This is a genomic window from Psychromonas sp. MME1 (assembly GCF_041080865.1).
In the GTDB taxonomy this organism is placed as follows: Bacteria; Pseudomonadota; Gammaproteobacteria; order Enterobacterales; family Psychromonadaceae; genus Psychromonas.
Genome location: NZ_CP160906.1, coordinates 3,354,148 through 3,374,455, shown reverse-complemented (window position 1 = coordinate 3,374,455; position 20,308 = coordinate 3,354,148). Strand labels below are relative to the sequence as shown.

The 20,308-nt window shown below is 41.8% G+C and carries 17 protein-coding genes; all 17 read right to left on the bottom strand.

Annotation, left to right across the window (positions count from 1 at the left end; genetic code table 11):
* Positions 1 to 75: 75 nt before the first annotated feature.
* The 17 genes from AB2N10_RS15410 to nusG all read right to left on the bottom strand — a co-directional run bounded on the left by AB2N10_RS15410 (position 76) and on the right by nusG (position 20,302).
* Entirely contained in the window at positions 76 to 1,395 is a 1,320-nt protein-coding gene (locus AB2N10_RS15410; protein WP_354623256.1) for a type II toxin-antitoxin system HipA family toxin, read from the bottom strand.
* A complete protein-coding gene (locus AB2N10_RS15405) occupies positions 1,389 to 1,712 on the bottom strand; it encodes a helix-turn-helix transcriptional regulator (RefSeq protein ID WP_354623255.1) in 324 nt (107 codons plus the stop codon). The genes AB2N10_RS15410 and AB2N10_RS15405 overlap by 7 nt, the downstream gene beginning before the upstream one ends.
* Positions 1,713 to 2,379: 667 nt before the next feature.
* Positions 2,380 to 3,564 carry an elongation factor Tu gene (tuf, locus tag AB2N10_RS15400; protein WP_354623254.1) on the bottom strand — a complete coding sequence of 395 codons (1,185 nt, stop codon included), beginning with the start codon at positions 3,562 to 3,564 and terminating at the stop codon, positions 2,380 to 2,382.
* A gap of 74 nt (positions 3,565 to 3,638) precedes the next feature.
* Positions 3,639 to 5,732: an elongation factor G gene (gene fusA / locus AB2N10_RS15395; protein WP_369434062.1), complete on the bottom strand. Its 2,094-nt coding sequence runs from the start codon at positions 5,730 to 5,732 to the stop codon at positions 3,639 to 3,641.
* Positions 5,733 to 5,797: 65 nt separating this feature from the next.
* Positions 5,798 to 6,268, bottom strand: a complete 471-nt coding sequence (gene rpsG, locus AB2N10_RS15390) for a 30S ribosomal protein S7 (protein WP_354623252.1) — start codon at positions 6,266 to 6,268, stop codon at positions 5,798 to 5,800.
* An 83-nt stretch (positions 6,269 to 6,351) separates the two neighbouring features.
* Positions 6,352 to 6,726 carry a 30S ribosomal protein S12 gene (rpsL, locus tag AB2N10_RS15385; protein WP_354623250.1) on the bottom strand — a complete coding sequence of 125 codons (375 nt, stop codon included), beginning with the start codon at positions 6,724 to 6,726 and terminating at the stop codon, positions 6,352 to 6,354.
* 135 nt (positions 6,727 to 6,861) lie between these two features.
* Positions 6,862 to 7,152: a sulfurtransferase complex subunit TusB gene (tusB, locus tag AB2N10_RS15380; RefSeq protein WP_354623249.1), complete on the bottom strand. Its 291-nt coding sequence runs from the start codon at positions 7,150 to 7,152 to the stop codon at positions 6,862 to 6,864.
* Between the two features lies 1 nt (position 7,153).
* Complete coding sequence (gene tusC, locus AB2N10_RS15375) at positions 7,154 to 7,519, bottom strand: sulfurtransferase complex subunit TusC (protein WP_369434061.1); 366 nt, start codon at positions 7,517 to 7,519, stop codon at positions 7,154 to 7,156.
* Between the two features lie 7 nt (positions 7,520 to 7,526).
* Positions 7,527 to 7,814, bottom strand: a complete 288-nt coding sequence (gene tusD, locus AB2N10_RS15370) for a sulfurtransferase complex subunit TusD (RefSeq protein WP_369434060.1) — start codon at positions 7,812 to 7,814, stop codon at positions 7,527 to 7,529.
* 121 nt (positions 7,815 to 7,935) lie between these two features.
* A complete protein-coding gene (locus AB2N10_RS15365) occupies positions 7,936 to 8,322 on the bottom strand; it encodes a RidA family protein (RefSeq protein ID WP_354623246.1) in 387 nt (128 codons plus the stop codon).
* Between the two features lie 95 nt (positions 8,323 to 8,417).
* Positions 8,418 to 12,638 carry a DNA-directed RNA polymerase subunit beta' gene (gene rpoC / locus AB2N10_RS15360; protein ID WP_354623245.1) on the bottom strand — a complete coding sequence of 1,407 codons (4,221 nt, stop codon included), beginning with the start codon at positions 12,636 to 12,638 and terminating at the stop codon, positions 8,418 to 8,420.
* A gap of 73 nt (positions 12,639 to 12,711) precedes the next feature.
* Entirely contained in the window at positions 12,712 to 16,746 is a 4,035-nt protein-coding gene (gene rpoB, locus AB2N10_RS15355; RefSeq protein WP_369434059.1) for a DNA-directed RNA polymerase subunit beta, read from the bottom strand.
* 409 nt (positions 16,747 to 17,155) lie between these two features.
* Complete coding sequence (rplL, locus tag AB2N10_RS15350; RefSeq protein ID WP_354623244.1) at positions 17,156 to 17,521, bottom strand: 50S ribosomal protein L7/L12; 366 nt, start codon at positions 17,519 to 17,521, stop codon at positions 17,156 to 17,158.
* 42 nt (positions 17,522 to 17,563) lie between these two features.
* A complete protein-coding gene (gene rplJ, locus AB2N10_RS15345; protein WP_354623243.1) occupies positions 17,564 to 18,067 on the bottom strand; it encodes a 50S ribosomal protein L10 in 504 nt (167 codons plus the stop codon).
* A gap of 291 nt (positions 18,068 to 18,358) precedes the next feature.
* A complete protein-coding gene (gene rplA / locus AB2N10_RS15340) occupies positions 18,359 to 19,060 on the bottom strand; it encodes a 50S ribosomal protein L1 (RefSeq protein WP_369434058.1) in 702 nt (233 codons plus the stop codon).
* 4 nt (positions 19,061 to 19,064) lie between these two features.
* Complete coding sequence (gene rplK, locus AB2N10_RS15335) at positions 19,065 to 19,493, bottom strand: 50S ribosomal protein L11 (protein WP_354623242.1); 429 nt, start codon at positions 19,491 to 19,493, stop codon at positions 19,065 to 19,067.
* Positions 19,494 to 19,753: 260 nt separating this feature from the next.
* Positions 19,754 to 20,302: a transcription termination/antitermination protein NusG gene (gene nusG / locus AB2N10_RS15330; RefSeq protein ID WP_369434057.1), complete on the bottom strand. Its 549-nt coding sequence runs from the start codon at positions 20,300 to 20,302 to the stop codon at positions 19,754 to 19,756.
* Positions 20,303 to 20,308: the final 6 nt, after the last annotated feature.

The following is a 20,308-nucleotide window of genomic DNA, read 5'->3' as shown; positions in this document are numbered from 1 at the left end:
CCTTTACGAAACTTACAACAAAAAAGTAAGTTACTTTAACCAGCAAAATAGATCAGCTATTTACTCCGATTGATATTATTTAATGTTGAGGCGCAAGTTTGCTTGTATTTCCTCTATCAATGTTTTTGGTACCCCCCATTCCTGTGCAAGTTGTGGCCAACTTGATACGTGCTCAATAGTCGTATCAATAATATCGTCAATCTTTCTTTTGCTAAAAATCGGGCTTAGTTTTTCTAAGCTATAGAAATCACTCCGTGTAAAGCTATCTCTTTTACCATTCAAACTCATCCAATGACTATTGACCCATTTACTCCCTGGTTTGTAGCTATAGGCTAAATCATAAGCTGGCGCGAGACTCCACTTCTTTTTTTTCAGAATGAAAGCAAAGTTCTTTGAATGGTCGTCATGATTTCGCGCAATGATATTGAATGTCATGCGTTTGAAAAGTTGCTCGGCTTCAAGAGCAGAAAGCTTCAGTTGTCTGGCTATGCCAAATAACTCGGCGTAAGAGAATGAGCCAGGCTTTTTATAGTCAACGTGTGCAATACCATTAAGTGTTTGTACATGCACCTTTCTATTTATAATTCGATCAAAGCGCTGTGTAATAAAGTGCCTTCGATGGCCTTCGTGAAGCAAGTGGCATGGCATCATATCGACATCACATTTCTGAGCCATCAAATGATAAACAAATTCCATTGCACCATAACCCAATGGATCTCCGAAGGTTTCTTGATTTTTGTTATGCTCACTTACGCCATCAAATTTCATCAGATAATGAGTAAAACCTATTGGGACATTGGCTTGCCCAGAGCGAACTTGAGTAAAATCTTCATTAAATGCCAATACCGCTTTCGGTCGTGCTCCACCTGCACTCATACCAACAGATAATAAAGAGATCATTGCTTCCCGATCATCTTGGCCATTTTGTTTTAGTTTTACTGCAAAACCACCTCGTGAATCTAATATTTCCTGTGCAATTGAAACGAGCGATTGGATTTGTACAGGTTGTGAAGCATTTAAACTTCGCAACTGTGTAGCCGGAGCATATTCCAATGCTCCCATGCCACGCTTGCCCGTATATTGAAGGCGTTGTAACGGCGTAATTTCGCTCGGTGAACGACCTTGTCCGGCAACCCACGCGTTGAGAACCGCGTTACCAAAATCATCAGGCAATGAATCCGCAATTAATCCAGGCAGACCTTTAAAAGTATTGAAATCTAGCTCAGGAAAGCTATAAATTCTACCTGATAATGGCATTTTGATTGGGGATAGTTCGATGCCATTTTTTACGAAGCTAGGAGCGTATTCAAATGATCCGCCCCCTTTCTCTGTGTCAAAACTAACGGCGCCAACCACTTCATCTTGGTAAGTTATTTTAATGACTTCCATTACCATTCAGAGGGCTCCTCATCTTTATTGCTGCGTTGCCCCGAAGCTCTCTGTCTTTTCTTGCCTTGCAATTTGGCCAACTGTAGGGGAGAAATTTCTTGTTGAGGAAGAAATAGGTCTAACTGATCTGCTAGGTCTAATGCCATTAATATTGCAATCATGATATCGAGTTGCACTTTTCCTTTTTCTGCATTCATAACAGTTTTACGGGCTATGCCAGCAAGCACTGCCACTTCGGATTGAGTGAGGTCTCGATTTAGTCGAGCTTGCTTCAATCTTTCGCCTAGCTCTTCGGCTAATGCGCCGGCGGTCATATCCCTCATACAAAAAGTCCTAATTCAGTTACACTAAACACAATTAATTAGCTTAATGTCCATAATTTAGAACCTTACACCACACCTGTCAAGCCGTATAGTTAATATCATAAAATGGGCATACCAATCCACATAAGTATCTGATCTAGATTATTGGTTAAAATAATAGATAACAGCGTTGCATTCAATCGTAATAACCTGCTATTACTCAATCATGCCCCCTGCTCTCCATCATTTTTCCTAAACAAGCCCTGACCGGAACTAACTAATGGGTGACCACAATATTACAATATTATGCGGAATGGTATTATGCGCAACGGGAACAGTCAAAAAATGCACCACATAGGCAACCACAGGAGAATACACAGCGCATATACACCATAGAGGGAAATAATGTAAACGGCTTTTAGCATTACTTCACTGCGCAATTTAATACCAATTCCGATAAATAGCTGATCTATTTTACTGGTTAAAACAACTTACTGCTGCGTTGTAATTTTCGCAAAGGGAATAACCATTTACGTCAAATTACGCCTTGAATTAAGCTATTTTTCCTACGCAAAATTTAGATCACATACTTACCGGAGTTGGTATAAACAAGCCGACGCTTTTCTTCACGCATAAAAAAAGAGAGCCTAAGCTCTCTTTTTTGTATTGTTCAATCTACGAATAAAAATTATTCGATGATTTTAGAAACAACACCAGCACCAACAGTACGGCCACCTTCACGAATCGCGAAACGTAGACCTTCATCCATAGCGATTGGACCAATTAGTTCAACAACGAACTTAAGGTTATCACCAGGCATTACCATTTCAACACCTTCTGGAAGCTCAACAGCACCAGTGATGTCAGTAGTACGGAAATAGAACTGTGGACGGTAACCTTTAAAGAAAGGAGTGTGACGACCACCCTCATCTTTACTTAGGATGTACACTTCACCTTCAAATTTAGTGTGTGGTTTGATTGAACCAGGCTTAGCAAGAACTTGACCACGTTCAACGTCATCACGCTTAGTACCACGTAGAAGAACACCAACGTTCTCACCAGCACGACCTTCGTCAAGAAGTTTACGGAACATCTCAACACCAGTACAAGTAGTTGTAACTGTTGGACGTAGACCAACGATTTCAACAGACTCACCAACTTTGATGATACCGCGCTCAACACGACCAGTAACAACAGTACCACGACCAGCAATTGAGAATACATCTTCAATTGGTAGGATGAATGGTTTGTCAACATCACGCTCTGGAAGTGGGATGTATGAATCTAGTGCATCAGCTAGTTCAATGATTTTCTCTTCCCATGCTGCATCACCTTCAAGTGCTTTAAGAGCAGAACCTTGAATTACTGGGATATCATCACCTGGGAAATCGTATTCAGAAAGAAGTTCACGAACTTCCATTTCTACTAGTTCAAGTAGCTCTTCATCATCAACCATGTCACATTTGTTTAGGAACACGATTAAGTGAGGAACACCAACTTGACGAGAAAGTAGGATGTGCTCACGAGTTTGTGGCATTGGACCATCAGTTGCAGCAACAACTAGGATACCACCGTCCATTTGAGCAGCACCAGTGATCATGTTTTTAACATAATCGGCATGTCCAGGACAGTCTACGTGTGCGTAGTGACGAGTTTCTGTATCGTACTCGATGTGAGAAGTATTAATTGTAATACCGCGCTCACGCTCTTCTGGAGCATTATCGATTTGAGAGAAATCTTTAATGTCGCCACCAAATTTTCTTGTTAATACAGCAGAGATAGCAGCAGTTAGTGTAGTTTTACCATGGTCAACGTGGCCGATTGTTCCTACGTTTACATGTGGTTTATTACGTTCAAATTGTTTTTTAGACACAGTGTGTACCTTCTTTATCAGTTAATACCTCTCCACATGCCATCACATGGAAAGGCGCTAGTTTAATTTATTTTTTATTTCGCATCAATAATTGCATTAGCAATTTTTTTCGGCGCATCAGCATACTCGGAAAATTCCATTGAATATGATGCACGACCTTGTGTTGCTGAGCGTACTGCGGTTGCATAACCAAACATTTCTGCAAGTGGCACTTTAGCATGAATAATTTTAACACCACCGGGGCCATCATCCATACCTTCAATCATACCACGACGACGATTTAAATCGCCAACCACATCACCCATCCAATCTTCAGGCGTTGTCACTTCTACTTTCATCACAGGTTCAAGAATCGTTGCATCAGCTTTTAATGCACCATCTCTAAAGCCCATCATTGCGGCAATTTTAAACGCCATTTCACTTGAGTCAACATCATGGTATGAACCACCTGTTAATGTTGCTCTTATGTCTAGCATCGGGAATCCGGCTAGTACACCTTGGTTCATCTGTTCGAAACAGCCTTTGTTAACTGCTGGGATGTATTCCTTAGGAACACTACCATCAACAACTTCGTTAACAAATTCAAAACCAGCGCCATTTTCAAGTGGCTCTAGTTTGAGATGGACATGGCCATAATGGCTTGGTCCTTCACCCTGACGAATAAATTTACCTTCCACTGATACCGCTTTGCGGATAGTTTCTCGATAGGCTACCTGTGGATGTCCCACGTTACAGTTCACGCTAAATTCACGACGCATGCGATCAACGATAATATCTAGGTGAAGCTCACCCATACCAGAGATCAAAATCTGCCCAGACTCTTTATTCGTTTCAAAACGGAATGAAGGATCTTCAGCAGCGAGTTTCTCTAATGCGATAATCAATTTATCTTGGTCTGCCTTGGTTTTTGGCTCAACCGCAATTTGAATTACCGGCTCAGGAAATTCCATACGTTCTAGAATCACTTTATGATCAGGAGAACAAAGCGTATCACCCGTCGTCACATCTTTAAGGCCAACAGCAGCGGCGATATCGCCCGCGTAAACCTCTTTGATCTCTTTACGGTCATTGGCATGCATCTGCACGATGCGGCCAAAACGTTCTTTCTTCATTTTCACTGAGTTATAAAAGTGATCCCCTGAATTAACCACTCCAGAATAGACGCGCATAAATGTCAAAGTGCCCACGAATGGGTCCGTTGCTATTTTAAATGCAAGCGCCGCAAAGGGGGCTTCATCAGTAGCTGGACACGCCACTTCTTTCTCATGTTCATCGACGCCTTTAATGGCGGCAACTTCAGTCGGAGAAGGAAGGTAGTCAATGACGGCATCTAGCACCGCTTGCACACCTTTATTTTTAAAGGCGCTACCACAGGTTGCTAGTACTATTTCATTGTTTAACGTACGAATACGTAAACCAGCTTTAATCTCTTCTTCAGAAAGTTCACCTTCTTCAAGGTATTTTTCCATTAAGAAGTCGTTTGCTTCAGCAGCTGTATCAACAAGTTCATCGTGCAATTTTTGCGCGCGTTCTTGTAATTCAGCAGGAATGTCGTGATACTCAAACGTCATTCCTTGATCTGCATCGTTCCAATCAATCGCCTTCATTTTAATCAGGTCGATTACCCCTTTAAATCCATCTTCCGCACCGATATTCAAATGAATTGGGACACAAGTTGCACCTAAGCGAGTATGGATTTGTGCAATAACAGCTTCAAAATCCGCCCCTGTACGATCCATCTTATTAATAAATACCAAACGTGGAACGTGGTATTTATTAGCTTGACGCCATACAGTTTCAGATTGAGGCTCTACACCGGATGTCGCGCAAAAGACAACAACCGCACCATCTAATACGCGCAGTGAGCGTTCAACTTCAATAGTGAAGTCAACGTGCCCCGGCGTATCGATAATATTGATACGGTGTTGTGCATACTGCCCCTGCATGCCCGACCAAAATGTGGTAGTTGCTGCGGAAGTGATAGTAATACCACGCTCCTGCTCCTGCTCCATCCAGTCCATTGTCGCTGCACCATCATGTACCTCACCTATTTTGTGAGAAATACCAGTGTAGAACAATACACGCTCTGTCGTTGTAGTTTTACCGGCATCGACATGAGCAACAATACCGATATTACGGTAATGCTCAATTGGGGTTGTACGTGACAAATTGATGTCCTTTTAAATACTGCTTAATCACAAAATAGCATAGACAAAAGCCTACGCTAAATCTCCTACCAACGGTAGTGTGCAAACGCTTTGTTTGCGTCAGCCATACGGTGAACGTCTTCACGTTTCTTAACCGCAGAGCCTTTATTATCTGCTGCATCAACTAGCTCACCAGCCATACGTAATGCCATTGATTTTTCACCACGCTTACGTGATGCTTCAACTAACCAACGCATTGCTAACGCATTACGACGAGAAGGACGAACTTCTACTGGTACTTGGTATGTTGAACCACCAACACGACGAGATTTAACCTCGACGCTTGGGCGTATATTTTCAAGAGCTACTTCAAATATATCTAGTGCTGCTTTACCGCTTTTTTCAGCAGCTGCTTCAAGTGCACCATATACGATTTTTTCTGAAATAGATTTTTTACCGTCAACCATTACAACGTTAACGAATTTTGCTAAAAGTTCCGATCCGAACTTAGGATCTGGAAGGATTTTACGAGTAGCTACGACGCGTCTTCTTGGCATCTTTATTCTCCGTGTGCTTCAGGATTTTACCCAAAACATATTAAATTAAAATAGTGTTTGTTTGGCCTTACTTACGGAAAAGCTTATGATTTTGGCTTTTTAGCACCGTACTTAGAACGACCTTTACGACGTGCTGCAACACCAGAAGTATCTAGTGCACCACGAACAGTATGGTAACGAACACCTGGTAAATCTTTTACACGACCGCCACGGATCAAGATTACACTATGCTCTTGCAAGTTATGGCCTTCACCACCGATGTACGAAGTAACTTCGAAACCGTTAGTTAGACGAACACGAGCAACTTTACGCATCGCTGAGTTAGGTTTTTTTGGTGTAGTAGTATATACACGAGTACATACGCCACGTTTTTGTGGACACGCTTCTAACGCAGGAACATTAGTTTTTTGAACTTTGTCCTTACGCGGGCTGCGTACCAATTGTGAAATTGTTGCCATTATTAAATAGCTCCTAAAATATGTGTGTGAAAAATCAACCCTTAAAATAAGGGTTGCAAGAGTTTACGCTGATTGGGAAAAGGAGTCAATAATTAAGCAATTGGGTTTTTGATCACAAAATATCGTCTGGGAAGCTCACCAAGCCAGTTGACTCTGATGTGTAGCAGCGAGCTCAACAAACTCTGCGTAGCAGCATTGCTTGGCGATTTTATTGCAGATGCCACGAGCATCAAGATCGGCTGCTAATACGAACAAGCGACCTTGTTCTGATAATTTATCAAGCTCAGCAAAATAGTGATGGTCAGCGGCAGTGGCAATAACCGCATCCTCTATCAGTAACAGGCTATCATTATCACTCAGTAATTCAAGGCAATCGCCAATAGCAAATGAAGCAAAGGGCGATTTATTAACGGTATGTAATATCATATTAAAAACTCAATAATTGCACTTGCTGTGCGAGTTTAAGTTGTAATGCCGCTTTATCTAGTGGCGTGACATCGATAATTAATTGGTCGACAGTGACCCCCCTAACGGCCATTGAGTGCGCACAGACATATCTATTTTCTACATCATACAATTCCAGCATCTTAAATAACGGCTGATAATGTTTTTGTAGAATATCTAGCGGAGATTGGCCCTTTAATAGCTGATAAATACCATCACCAATAAAAAATATCGACAACGATTCATTAAAGGCAGACATCGCCAAGGTTAAATCCAATGACTCGCGTCCCGCCGAGCTGCCGTGAGGTAAGCTGCGGTTTATAATACCAATTGTTTTTTCCGTCATCATTACCCCACTATTTAAACTGTAATAATCGGTCACAGCTCGCACTCAGCTCAGCAAGTTGCCCTAACCCACTTAACACGAAAGGTGTTTTTAAATTAAATTGAACCTGTGCCAACTGTTTTGCCTCCTGCTGATCAAGCACACCTCTACGCAGTGACGCAGAGACACAGACTTCTAAGGGAAAATTATTTTTTCTGGCTAACTCAGCCCAAAAATCAGGTAGGTTTATTTCATCCGTTGCAGGGCTAACCAACTGATTTGCGTTAAGTACCCCCTCTTGATAAAAAAATACTCCCACAATTTCATGGCCAGCAAGAATGGCAGCAGAGGCAAACTGATAGGCGCTACTGAACCTTGCGCCCCATAAGGCGCAGCGCTAACAACAATGGCAAATTTAATTTTGTGTTTCTCCATATCAACTAACCGCAATAGGCTATCGCTTCAACCTCTACCAAGACATCTTTTGGTAAGCGGGCAACTTCAACACAAGAGCGCGCTGGAGCAGCCTCAGGGAAGTAAGTCGCATAAACTGCATTAAAAGCGGCAAAGTCATTCATATCTTTAATAAAACAGGTCGTTTTAATGACTGACTTTGACGATGCATTAGCCGCGGCTAACACCGCCATTAAGTTTTTCATTACCTGCTCAGTTTGTTCACTAATACCACCCTCTATAATTTCCATTGTCTCTGGCACTAATGGTATTTGCCCAGAAGTATAGACTAAATTAGCAAATTGGTTCGCCTGAGAGTAAGGGCCGATAGCAGCTGGCGCAAGCTCAGTATTAATTATTTTTTTATCAGTCATGTTTAATTCCTAGTTTTATTGCAATTGATATTACAGTCATTAAAGCAAAAAAAAGGTGCCGAAGCACCTTTCTTATTAATCAACTTTGTTAAAAATTACTCACCAAAGTCAACTGCGTTAAGTAGATCAGCAAGATTTTGCTCTGCGTCATCAACATTGATAACCGCATCTTCAGCTATCGGAGCAAGTGCTTTCGCTTTCTCTGCAGCACGTGCTTTATGATGTGCAAAACCAGTACCAGCAGGGATCAAGCGACCAACGATTACATTCTCTTTTAGACCATGTAATTCATCACATTTGCCTGCAACGGCAGCTTCAGTAAGAACACGCGTTGTTTCTTGGAATGAAGCAGCTGAGATAAATGACTCAGTGGCAAGTGATGCCTTAGTGATACCCAATAATTGGTAATCAAATTTAGCAGGTACTTTACCTTCCGCTTCAAGACGGCGATTTTCAATCACAACACGTACGACTTCAGCTTGTTCACCCACTAAGAAGCTTGAATCACCATTATCAGTGATCAAACACTTACGTAGCATTTGGTTAACGATAACTTCAATATGTTTATCATTAATTTTTACGCCTTGTAAACGGTAAACTTCTTGTACTTCGTTCGTGATGTAGTTAGCCACTGGGCTAATACCACGTAAACGAAGAATATCATGTGGAGATTCTGGACCGTCAGAAATAACCTCACCTTTTTCAATCTTCTCACCTTCGAAGATATTTAGGTGACGCCATTTAGGTATCATCTCTTCATAGATATCGCCGTTCGCCTGAGTGATCACTAGACGACGCTTACCTTTAGTCTCTTTACCAAATGAAAGCGTACCAGAAACTTCAGCAAGGATAGCTGCATCTTTAGGTGTACGAGCTTCAAATAGATCCGCAACGCGTGGAAGACCACCGGTAATATCACGTGTTTTTGAACTTTCCTGTGGAATACGTGCAACCGCATCACCCACTCGTACTTTCGCGCCATCTTCTAGGCTTACGATTGCGTTTGCAGGTAGTGCATATTGCGCAGCAACTTCTGTACCAGGAATAAATAGATCATTACCTTTGGCATCAACAAGCTTAGCCATTGGACGCATCTCTTTACCCGCAGTAGGACGTTGCGCAGGATCAATAATAACAATACTTGATAAACCAGTTAATTCATCAGTTTGTTTATTGATGGTAATACCTTCGATAAAGTCTAAGAACTCAACCGTACCTTCCACTTCCGTAATAATTGGATGTGTATGTGGATCCCAGTTAGCAACGATTTCGCCAGCGACAATCTCATCACCATCTTGCTTATCAAGTACCGCACCATAAGGTAATTTATGGTTCTCTTTCGTACGACCTAACTCATCGATAATGGTTAATTCAGTTGAACGAGATGTTACAACCACTTTACCATCAGAGTTAATTACAAATTTCGCGTTATGTAATTTAACTTTACCGCTGTTTTTAACCTGAACATTATTTTCAGAAGCAGAACGCGAAGCAGCACCACCGATATGGAACGTACGCATTGTAAGCTGTGTTCCTGGCTCACCGATTGATTGTGCCGCCATAACACCGATAGCTTCACCTTGACCAACCATATGACCACGAGCCAAGTCACGACCGTAACAGGCTGAACAGGCACCAAAGTCAGTACGACAAGTAATAACACTACGTACCCAAATTTGGTCAACTGAGGCTTCTTCAATTAAGTCGCACAGTTTTTCGTCAAGTAGCGTGTTACGAGCAAATAGGATCTCATTATCTGTACCAGGCTTAATAACATCCTTAGCAACAACACGACCCAATACACGCTCACGTAACGGCTCAACGATATCGCCACCTTGAATAAGCGGTTTAACTAATAGACCTTCTTCACTACCACAATCTTCTTCAGTGATAACTAAATCTTGTGCAATATCCACTAAACGACGTGTTAAGTAACCCGAGTTCGCTGTTTTAAGTGCGGTATCGGCAAGACCTTTACGAGCACCATGCGTCGAGATAAAGTACTGTAATACGTTTAGACCTTCACGGAAGTTAGCCACGATTGGTGTTTCAATGATCGAACCATCTGGTTTCGCCATCAGACCACGCATACCAGCTAGCTGACGAATCTGTGCGGGGCTACCACGAGCGCCTGAGTCGGCCATCATATAAACGCTGTTAAATGATTTCTCATCTTCATCTTCACCTTTACTGTTTTTCACCGTATCAGTAGAAAGATTTTCCATCATCGCTTTCGCTACTTGTTCATTGGCACTTGCCCAAATATCGATAACTTTATTGTAACGTTCACCAGCAGTTACAAGACCAGCTTGGAATTGCTCATGAATTTCAGTTACTTGCTCTTCTGCACCAGCCACTAATGTTTTCTTAGCATCTGGTATCACCATATCGTTGATACCAACAGAAACACCCGATAACGTTGCATATTCAAAACCGGTATACATTAATTGGTCAGCAAAAATAACCGTATCTTTAATACCCAATAAACGGTAACAAGCATTCAATGCATTGGAAATTGCTTTTTTACCCATATCAAGGTCGACATGTGCAAAAGGTAAACCTTCTGGCATGATTAATGACAGGATTGCACGACCAACAGTAGTTTCAACGATTTCAGTTGTCTCACTACGAGATTTGTCTTCAGCGATATGAACTTGTGTCATGCGCACTTTAATGATCGCTTGCAGACCCACAGCACCAGCACGGTAAGCTTTTTCAACTTCCTTCGGACTTTGGAACCACATGCCTTCGCCCTTCGCATTTATTTTAGAGCGAGTCATATAATAAAGGCCAAGTACAACGTCCTGTGATGGTACGATAATCGGCTCACCATTGGCAGGTGATAGGATATTATTCGTAGACATCATTAAGGTACGAGCTTCAAGCTGTGCTTCAATCGTTAACGGTACGTGTACCGCCATTTGGTCACCATCGAAGTCGGCGTTATAAGCCGCACAAACCAATGGATGAAGCTGAATCGCTTTACCTTCGATTAATACAGGTTCAAAGGCTTGGATACCTAATCTGTGTAGTGTAGGAGCACGGTTAAGTAGCACTGGATGTTCACGGATAACCCCTTCAAGGATATCCCAAACTTCACCACCTTCACGATCCACTAATTTTTTAGCCGCTTTAATGGTTGTCGCAAGACCTAATGCTTCTAATTTACCGTAAACAAATGGCTTAAATAGCTCAAGCGCCATTTTCTTCGGTAGACCACACTGATGTAAACGCAGTGTTGGGCCTACGGTAATTACAGAACGACCAGAGTAATCAACACGTTTACCGAGTAGATTCTGACGGAAACGACCTTGCTTACCTTTGATCATATCAGCAAGTGATTTCAGAGGACGTTTGTTTGAACCTGTAATAGCACGTCCACGACGGCCATTATCTAATAATGCATCCACAGACTCTTGTAACATACGTTTTTCATTACGTACGATGATGTCTGGCGCAGCAAGATCTAATAGACGTTTTAGACGGTTATTACGGTTAATAACACGACGATATAAGTCATTCAAATCTGAGGTAGCAAAACGTCCGCCATCTAGTGGTACTAGTGGGCGTAAATCAGGTGGTAAAACGGGTAATACCGTTAAAATCATCCATTCCGCTTTATTATTTGATTGATGGAAAGCTTCAACCAATTTTAGACGTTTAGTCAATTTCTTACGTTTAGTTTCAGAGTTTGTGCTCTCTAACTCTTCACGCATTACCGAAATTTCGTGTTCAAGGTCAAGTTGTTTTAATAAAGCAAAAACCGCTTCCGCGCCCATGATTGCTTCAAACTCATCGCCCCACTGCTCAAGCATATCTAAATACTCTTCTTCAAGAAGTATTTGACCACGCTCAAGGTCGGTCATACCCGGCTCGATAACGACAAAAGATTCAAAATAGAGGATACGCTCAATATCACGTAACGTCATATCTAGCATTAGGCCGATACGAGATGGAAGTGATTTAAGGAACCAAATATGTGCAACGGGTGATGCTAATTCGATGTGGCCCATACGGTCACGACGAACTTTAGATTGAGTTACCTCAACACCACATTTTTCACAGATAACACCACGATGTTTTAGGCGTTTGTATTTACCACATAAACATTCGTAATCTTTAATCGGACCAAAGATACGCGCACAGAAAAGCCCTTCACGCTCTGGTTTAAAAGTACGGTAATTGATGGTTTCTGGTTTTTTAACTTCACCAAATGACCAAGAACGGATCACTTCAGGCGATGCTAATCCAATTTTAATTCCATCGAATTCTTTGGATTTGTTTTGTTGCTTTAAAAACTTGAGTAAGTCTTTCACGCTACTCTCCCATAGGAGTTAAAACTAGGCACCTCAAACGGCAAGGTGCCACACAATTACTTAAGCTTAGTGCTTAGTTATTTTCATCTAGCTCAATGTTAATGCCTAATGAACGGATCTCTTTCAACAATACGTTGAATGACTCAGGCATACCTGGTTCCATTCTATGGTCGCCATCAACGATGTTTTTATACATCTTAGTACGACCGTTAACATCGTCCGATTTAACGGTAAGCATTTCTTGAAGCGTGTAAGCGGCACCATAAGCTTCTAGTGCCCATACTTCCATCTCACCGAAACGTTGACCACCAAACTGCGCTTTACCACCTAATGGTTGTTGCGTAACTAAGCTATAAGAGCCAGTTGAACGTGCATGCATTTTATCATCAACTAAGTGATTCAATTTCAGCATGTACATGTAACCAACCGTTACAGGACGTTCAAATGGGATACCCGTACGGCCATCTGTCAATTGTAACTGACCCGATTCAGGTAAATCTGCAAGGCGTAATAACTCACGGATCTCGCTTTCATTTGCGCCATCAAACGCAGGTGTTGCAACCGGTAAGCCTTTATAAAGATTTTTAGCTAAACGCAATACCGCTTCATCATCGAACTCATTGAGGTCAACATGGCATGGCGCATCACCAAATGAGTATAGTTTTTGAATATACTCACGGACTTTAGCCATTTCCACTTCACGCTGATCTTTGATCATACGCTCAAGTTTTTCGCCCACTCCTTTAGCCGCTAGGCCCAAGTGAGTTTCTAAAATCTGACCGATGTTCATACGTGACGGTACACCCAATGGGTTAAGTACGATATCAACTGGAACACCAAATTCATCGTAAGGCATATCTTCCACAGGAACGATGTTTGAAATAACACCTTTGTTACCGTGACGACCAGCCATTTTATCACCTGGTTGTAGGCGACGGCGTACCGCTAGGTAAACCTTAACGATTTTTTGAACGCCAGGAGCCAAATCATCACCTTGGATAATTTTACGACGTTTTAGATCAAACTCTTTATCGTAATTGGCTTTAATTTCATCGAATTGCGCGATGATTTGGTCCAAATAAGATTGTTTAGTTTCATCATCAATCGTTACATCTAACCATTGTGCACGAGGCATCTGTTTTAAGCGCGCCGCATCATGTCCTGCACTAACAAGAATATTTAATGCTTTTTCATAGATTGCGTTTTCTAAGATTTGGAACTTCTCAGTTAAATCTTTCTTCGCCGCTTTTAACTGCATCTCTTCAATTTCAAGCGCACGTTTATCTTTCTCAACGCCATCACGGGTAAAGACTTGTACGTCGATAACCGTTGCATAAGTTGAGTTAGATACACGTAAAGAGCTATCTTTCACGTCAGACGCTTTTTCACCGAAAATAGCACGTAATAGTTTCTCTTCTGGTGTTAGTTGTGTTTCACCCTTAGGTGTCACTTTACCAACTAAGATATCACCAGGTTTAACTTCTGCACCAACGTAAACAATACCTGACTCATCAAGTTTGCTCAGCGCAGCTTCACCCACATTCGGAATATCGGCAGTGATCTCTTCACTACCTAATTTTGTTTCACGCGCAACACATGAAAACTCTTGAATATGAATAGTAGTAAAACGATCTTCCTGCGATACACGCTCAGAAATAAGGATCGAATCCTCAAAGTTGTAACCATTCCAAGGCATGAAGGCAATCTTCATGTTTTGGCCCAGTGCCAAATCACCCATATCCGTTGATGGGCCATCAGCCAATACATCACCACGAACAATCGGCTCACCTGGTTTACAGGTTGGGCGCTGGTTAATACAAGTGTTTTGGTTTGAACGCGTGTATTTAGTTAAGTTATAGATATCGATACCCGCTTCACCAGGAAGTAGTTCGTTTTCATCCACTTTAACAACAATACGAGACGCATCAACATAGTCGATCACACCACCACGTTTAGCGATGATAGTCACACCCGAGTCAATCGCCAAACGACGCTCAATACCAGTACCGACTAATGGCTTATCTGCACATAGCGTTGGTACCGCTTGACGTTGCATGTTCGCACCCATTAAGGCACGGTTAGCATCATCGTGTTCTAAGAACGGAATAAGTGACGCTGCAACTGAGATGATCTGCTGTGGCGATACATCCATATAGTCAATGTCTAGCGGTCCCATAAAGGTGGTTTCACCGTTATGACGACATTGCACCATATCATCGTTAAGTAGGCCATTTTCATCAACACTTGCACTCGCCTGTGCGATAACAAAGGAACCTTCTTCGATTGCAGATAAGTATTCAACTTGATCCGTTGGTTTGCCGTCAACCACTTTACGGTAAGGTGTTTCTAAGAAACCGTAATCGTTAGTACGAGCAAACGTAGCCAGTGAGTTGATCAAACCGATGTTTGGTCCCTCTGGCGTTTCAATTGGACATAAACGACCGTAGTGCGTTGCATGTACGTCACGTACTTCAAAGCCTGCGCGCTCACGCGTCAAACCACCAGGGCCTAATGCAGAGATACGACGTTTATGTGTCACTTCTGATAACGGGTTATTTTGATCCATAAACTGTGATAGTTGTGATGAACCAAAGAACTCTTTAACAGCAGCAGAAATAGGTTTCGCGTTGATTAAGTCCTGTGGCATGGTCGCATCAAGGTCACCTAACGATAGACGCTCTTTAACGGCACGTTCAACACGTACTAAGCCAACACGGAATTGGTTTTCAGCCATTTCGCCAACACAACGAATACGACGGTTACCAAGGTGGTCGATATCATCAACAATACCGTTACCATTACGGATATCGATAAGTGTTTTCATTACACTTAAAATATCATCATTAGATAGGATACCCACACCTTCATCGCCTTCAATACCAACGCGACGATTGAACTTCATACGACCTACTTTAGATAGATCATAACGCTCTTCAGCGAAGAATAGATTTTGGAATAAACCTTCAGCGGCGTCTTTTGTTGGTGGCTCACCAGGACGCATCATACGATAAATTTCAACTAACGCGTCCATACGGTTAGCAGAAGAATCTATGCGCAGGGTCTCTGACATAAATGAACCACAATCAAGCTCATTGGTATAAATAGTTTCAAACTCTTTGATACCCGCTTGAGAAAGTTGTGCAAGCAATTCAACCGTAAGTTGATCATTTGCATTAACAATGATTTCACCCGTTTCTGCATTTACATAATCTTTTGCAGAGACTTTGTTTTCAAGGTATTCAAGTGGCACTTCAATACTAGTAACATTATCCGTTTCTAATTGACGAATATGACGAGCGGTAATGCGTTTGCCTTGCTCAACGTATACTTTGCCATTAGCAGTAATTTCAAACGTCGCGGTGTCACCACGTAAGCGCTCTGCGATTAACTCCATCTCAACTTTGCCATCAGCAATAGTAAATTTACTGGTGTCAAAGAAAATCGCTAGAATCTCTTCTGTTGTGTACTCTAAAGCACGCAACATGATGGTTGCAGGGAGTTTACGACGACGGTCGATACGAACAAATAGGTTATCTTTAGGGTCGAATTCAAAGTCTAACCAAGAGCCACGATATGGGATCACGCGTGCGTTATAAAGAACTTTACCTGAACTGTGTGTTTTACCTTTATCGTGATCGAAGAATACACCTGGACTACGGTGTAATTGAGAAACGATAACACGCTCAGTACCATTGATTACAAAAGTACCATTCTCGGTCATGAGTGGCATTTCACCCATGTACACTTCTTGTTCACGAATATCTTTAACCGTGCCTGCTGGTGCATCACGATCGTAAATAACAAGACGCAATTTAACACGTAATGAAGCAGAGTATGTAACTCCACGAATCTGGCATTCCTTGACATCAAATACCGGCTCACCTAAACGGTAGCTGACATATTGTAGTTCTGATGTGCCTGAATAACTGGCGATCGGGAAAATGCTATTGAAAGCAGCTTCTAGACCAACCTCTCCAGTTGGATCTACTTCAATGAATCGTTTGAATGAATCAAGTTGAATCGACAACAGGTATGGTTTTTCCATTACTTGTGGACGCTTCCCAAAATCCTTACGAATACGTTTTTTCTCAGTATAAGAGTAACCCATGTGGTTCCTTTGCTCGCTGATAAGTGATCATAGCTGCCTAGCCTGATATTAGGCCTTATTTTATTAGACAACGGCGAACATTATTTTCGTGTTAATGATGCGTTAATTACCCGTTATTACTCAAGATACATTTATCAGAAGTAAGCTCGGACATCAAGACAAGGCACAACGTGCTGCTAATGGTTATTCCCTTAGCGAATGTTGTAACGCCGTATTGTTGTTCGAGTTTACGCCCCGTAGGGCGAGCTGATTTTTGTATCCTGAGTGATAACGGGTACACATCACCTTAAATGTCCGATACCGTAACAAAATAATGGAAAATCACGGTATCCTATAGCGCAAAAAGGCCGGTGATCAAATAATCACCAGCCAAAGCCATTTTCACGGCTATTAAGTTATACTCGATAACTTATTTAAGTTCAACTGTAGCGCCGATTTCTTCTAATTCAGCTTTGATTGCTGCAGCTTCTTCTTTAGAAGCGCCTTCTTTTAGAACTGTTGGGCAAGCTTCAACTGCGTCTTTAGCTTCTTTCAGGCCTAGACCTGTGATGCCACGTACCGCTTTGATTGCTTTAACTTTGTTGTCACCGAAAGAAGTCATTACAACGTCAAATTCAGTTTGTTCTTCAGCAGCAGCAGCAGCAGGGCCAGCTGTAGCAACAGCAGCAGCAGCAGAAACGCCGAATTTTTCTTCCATTGCTTCGATTAATTCAACAACTTCCATTACAGATAACGCAGCAACTGCTTCGATGATTTGGTCTTTAGTTAGAGACATGAGTCAATTCCTATTAGTAATAATTAAATAGTATTACAGCTATTAAGCTGCAGATTCTTCTTTCTGGTCGCGAATCGCAGCCAGAGTACGTACAAGTTTGCCAGCTGCAGCTTCTTTCATAGTCGCCATCAGTTTCGCAATTGCTTCGTCGTATGTTGGTAGTGTTGCTAAACGGTCAATTTGATCAGCGGCAATTAATTCGCCTTCAAATGCTAACCCTTTCACTTCAAACTTTGCATTCGCTTTAGCGAAGTCTTTAATAAGACGTGCTGCAGCTCCTGGATGTTCGTTTGAAAATGCAAGGATAGTAGGACCTTTAAACAACTCTGCTAAACATGCATAGTCAGTACCTTCAAGCGCACGACGTGCTAATGTGTTACGTACTACACGTAAGTACACACCGTTTGCACGTGCAGTCGCACGAAGTTCATTCATTGCACCAACTGTTACACCGCGAGAATCGGCAACAACAGCAGACAGAGCAGCTGTAGCAGCTACATTGACTTCTGCGACAATCGCTTGTTTGTCTTCGAGTCTTAATGCCATTTGGTTTTACTCCTGGATTACACTAGGGGTTTAACCCTAGATAAACACCCTCACTTCACCCTTATCGAGCTAATGAGGCACTATTTCGGTAATCGGAACCAGGGATAAGAAAGATTCTTGTCTGGGGTCCGGCACCATCTACGTAGGAAATTAAGCCAATATCGATGTACTGACACCTACGGTCTAAGAAGAGACCTAAGGCCCTCCAAAGTAAGGCGGAAAATTATACAGATAATTTTCCTCCTTGTATACACAGATCACATTACAAATAAATGAAATATGTTTAGTGTATTAAATACGAGCTTCTACTGATGCTTGATCAATTTTCACGCCAGCACCCATCGTAGTTGATAGGCTAACTTTCTTAACAAATTGACCTTTAGCACCTGAAGGTTTGCCTTTTTTCAAAGCAACCAATAGAGCTTCTAAATTTTCTTTAATCTGTTCAGCAGTGAACGTTGCTTTACCGATTGTAGAATGGATAATACCATTCTTATCGTTACGGTAACGTACTTGACCCGCTTTTGCATTTTTAACTGCAGTTGCTACGTCAGCTGTTACAGTGCCAACTTTAGGGTTTGGCATTAGACCACGTGGGCCTAAGATTTGACCTAATTGACCAACAACACGCATTGCATCAGGAGAAGCAATAACTACGTCGAAGTTCATTTCGCCAGCTTTAACTTGTGCAGCAAGATCGTCCATACCAACGATATCCGCACCAGCAGCTAGTGCAGCTTCAGCATTTGCGCCCTGTGTAAACACAGCAACACGTACTGTACGGCCAGTACCGTGTGGCAATACTGTTGCACCACGAACGTTTTGGTCACTACGACGAGGATCAATACCAAGATTGATTGATGCATCGATGCTTTCAACAAATTTAGCCGTCGCTAATTCTTGAAGAAGCGCAACTGCTTCATTGATTTCATATTCTTTCGTAGAGTCAACTTTGTCACGAATGACTTTCATGCGTTTAGATAATTTAGCCATCGTATTAACCCTCTACTTCCAGACCCATAGAACGAGCAGAACCCGCTATGCAACGTACCATCGCTTCAAGATCGGCACCCGTTAAATCCGCTTCTTTAGTTTTAGCGATCTCTTCAAGTTGAGCTTGTGTTACTTTGCCCACTTTATTCTTGTTAGGAACACCAGAACCAGATTTAATACCAGCAGCTTTCTTAAGTAGGAAAGACGCAGGTGGAGTTTTCGTTTCAAATGTGAAAGAACGGTCAGAATAAACTGTAATAACTACAGGAACTGGAGCGCCTTTTTCCAAAGAATCTGTTCTTGCATTAAATGCTTTACAGAATTCCATGATATTAACACCGTGTTGACCAAGAGCTGGACCAACAGGTGGCGACGGATTTGCCATACCAGCTGAAACTTGCAGCTTGATATATGCTTGTACTTTTTTAGCCATGATAATACTACCTATGTTTGGGTGTAACGCTGCAACCTAAAAGGGTCAGCTTCCCGATTAAAATTGTGAATTGTACTCACAAAATGTGAGCAACAGATTCAGCTAAATTTATTTGCCAGTAATTAAATTCAATAATTTAATCATGCAAATAAAAAGGGCGGCGAATTATACCTATAATTCACCGCCCTTCACAAGAACTTTTGTATTTTTTTTGAGCTTTAATTAATCAACGAGTAACCCGTTAGCAGACACGCGCTGCACTAATCTTTTTCTACTTGAGAAAACTCAAGGTCAACAGGTGTTGCACGACCGAAAATAGAAACAGAAACTTTCAAACGACTCTTCTCATAGTCGATTTTCTCAACGGTACCGGTAAAGTCTGCAAAAGGACCTTCCGTAACACGGACAATTTGTCCCACTTCAAAGGTTGTTCTTGGACGAGGCGAGTCATGAGATGCCTGCAGACGATTAAGAATGTTGTCTACTTCTTTTTTACTAATCGGAGCTGGACGCTCTTTAGTTCCACCAATAAAGCCCATGACACGGTCAATACTTTTAACAAGATGCCAGCTATCATCATTCATCGCCATCTCAACTAAAACATAGCCAGGAAAGAACTTACGCTCACTCTTACGTTTTTGACCTGCACGCATTTCAACGACTTCTTCAGTAGGAACAAGAATTTCACCGAAATATTCTTCCATCTGATTTAATTTAATATGCTCGAGCAGTGTTTTTTGCACACGACCTTCATAACCTGAAAACGCCTGTACAACATACCATCTCTTTTTTAGTACTTCTTCTGACATATTAAA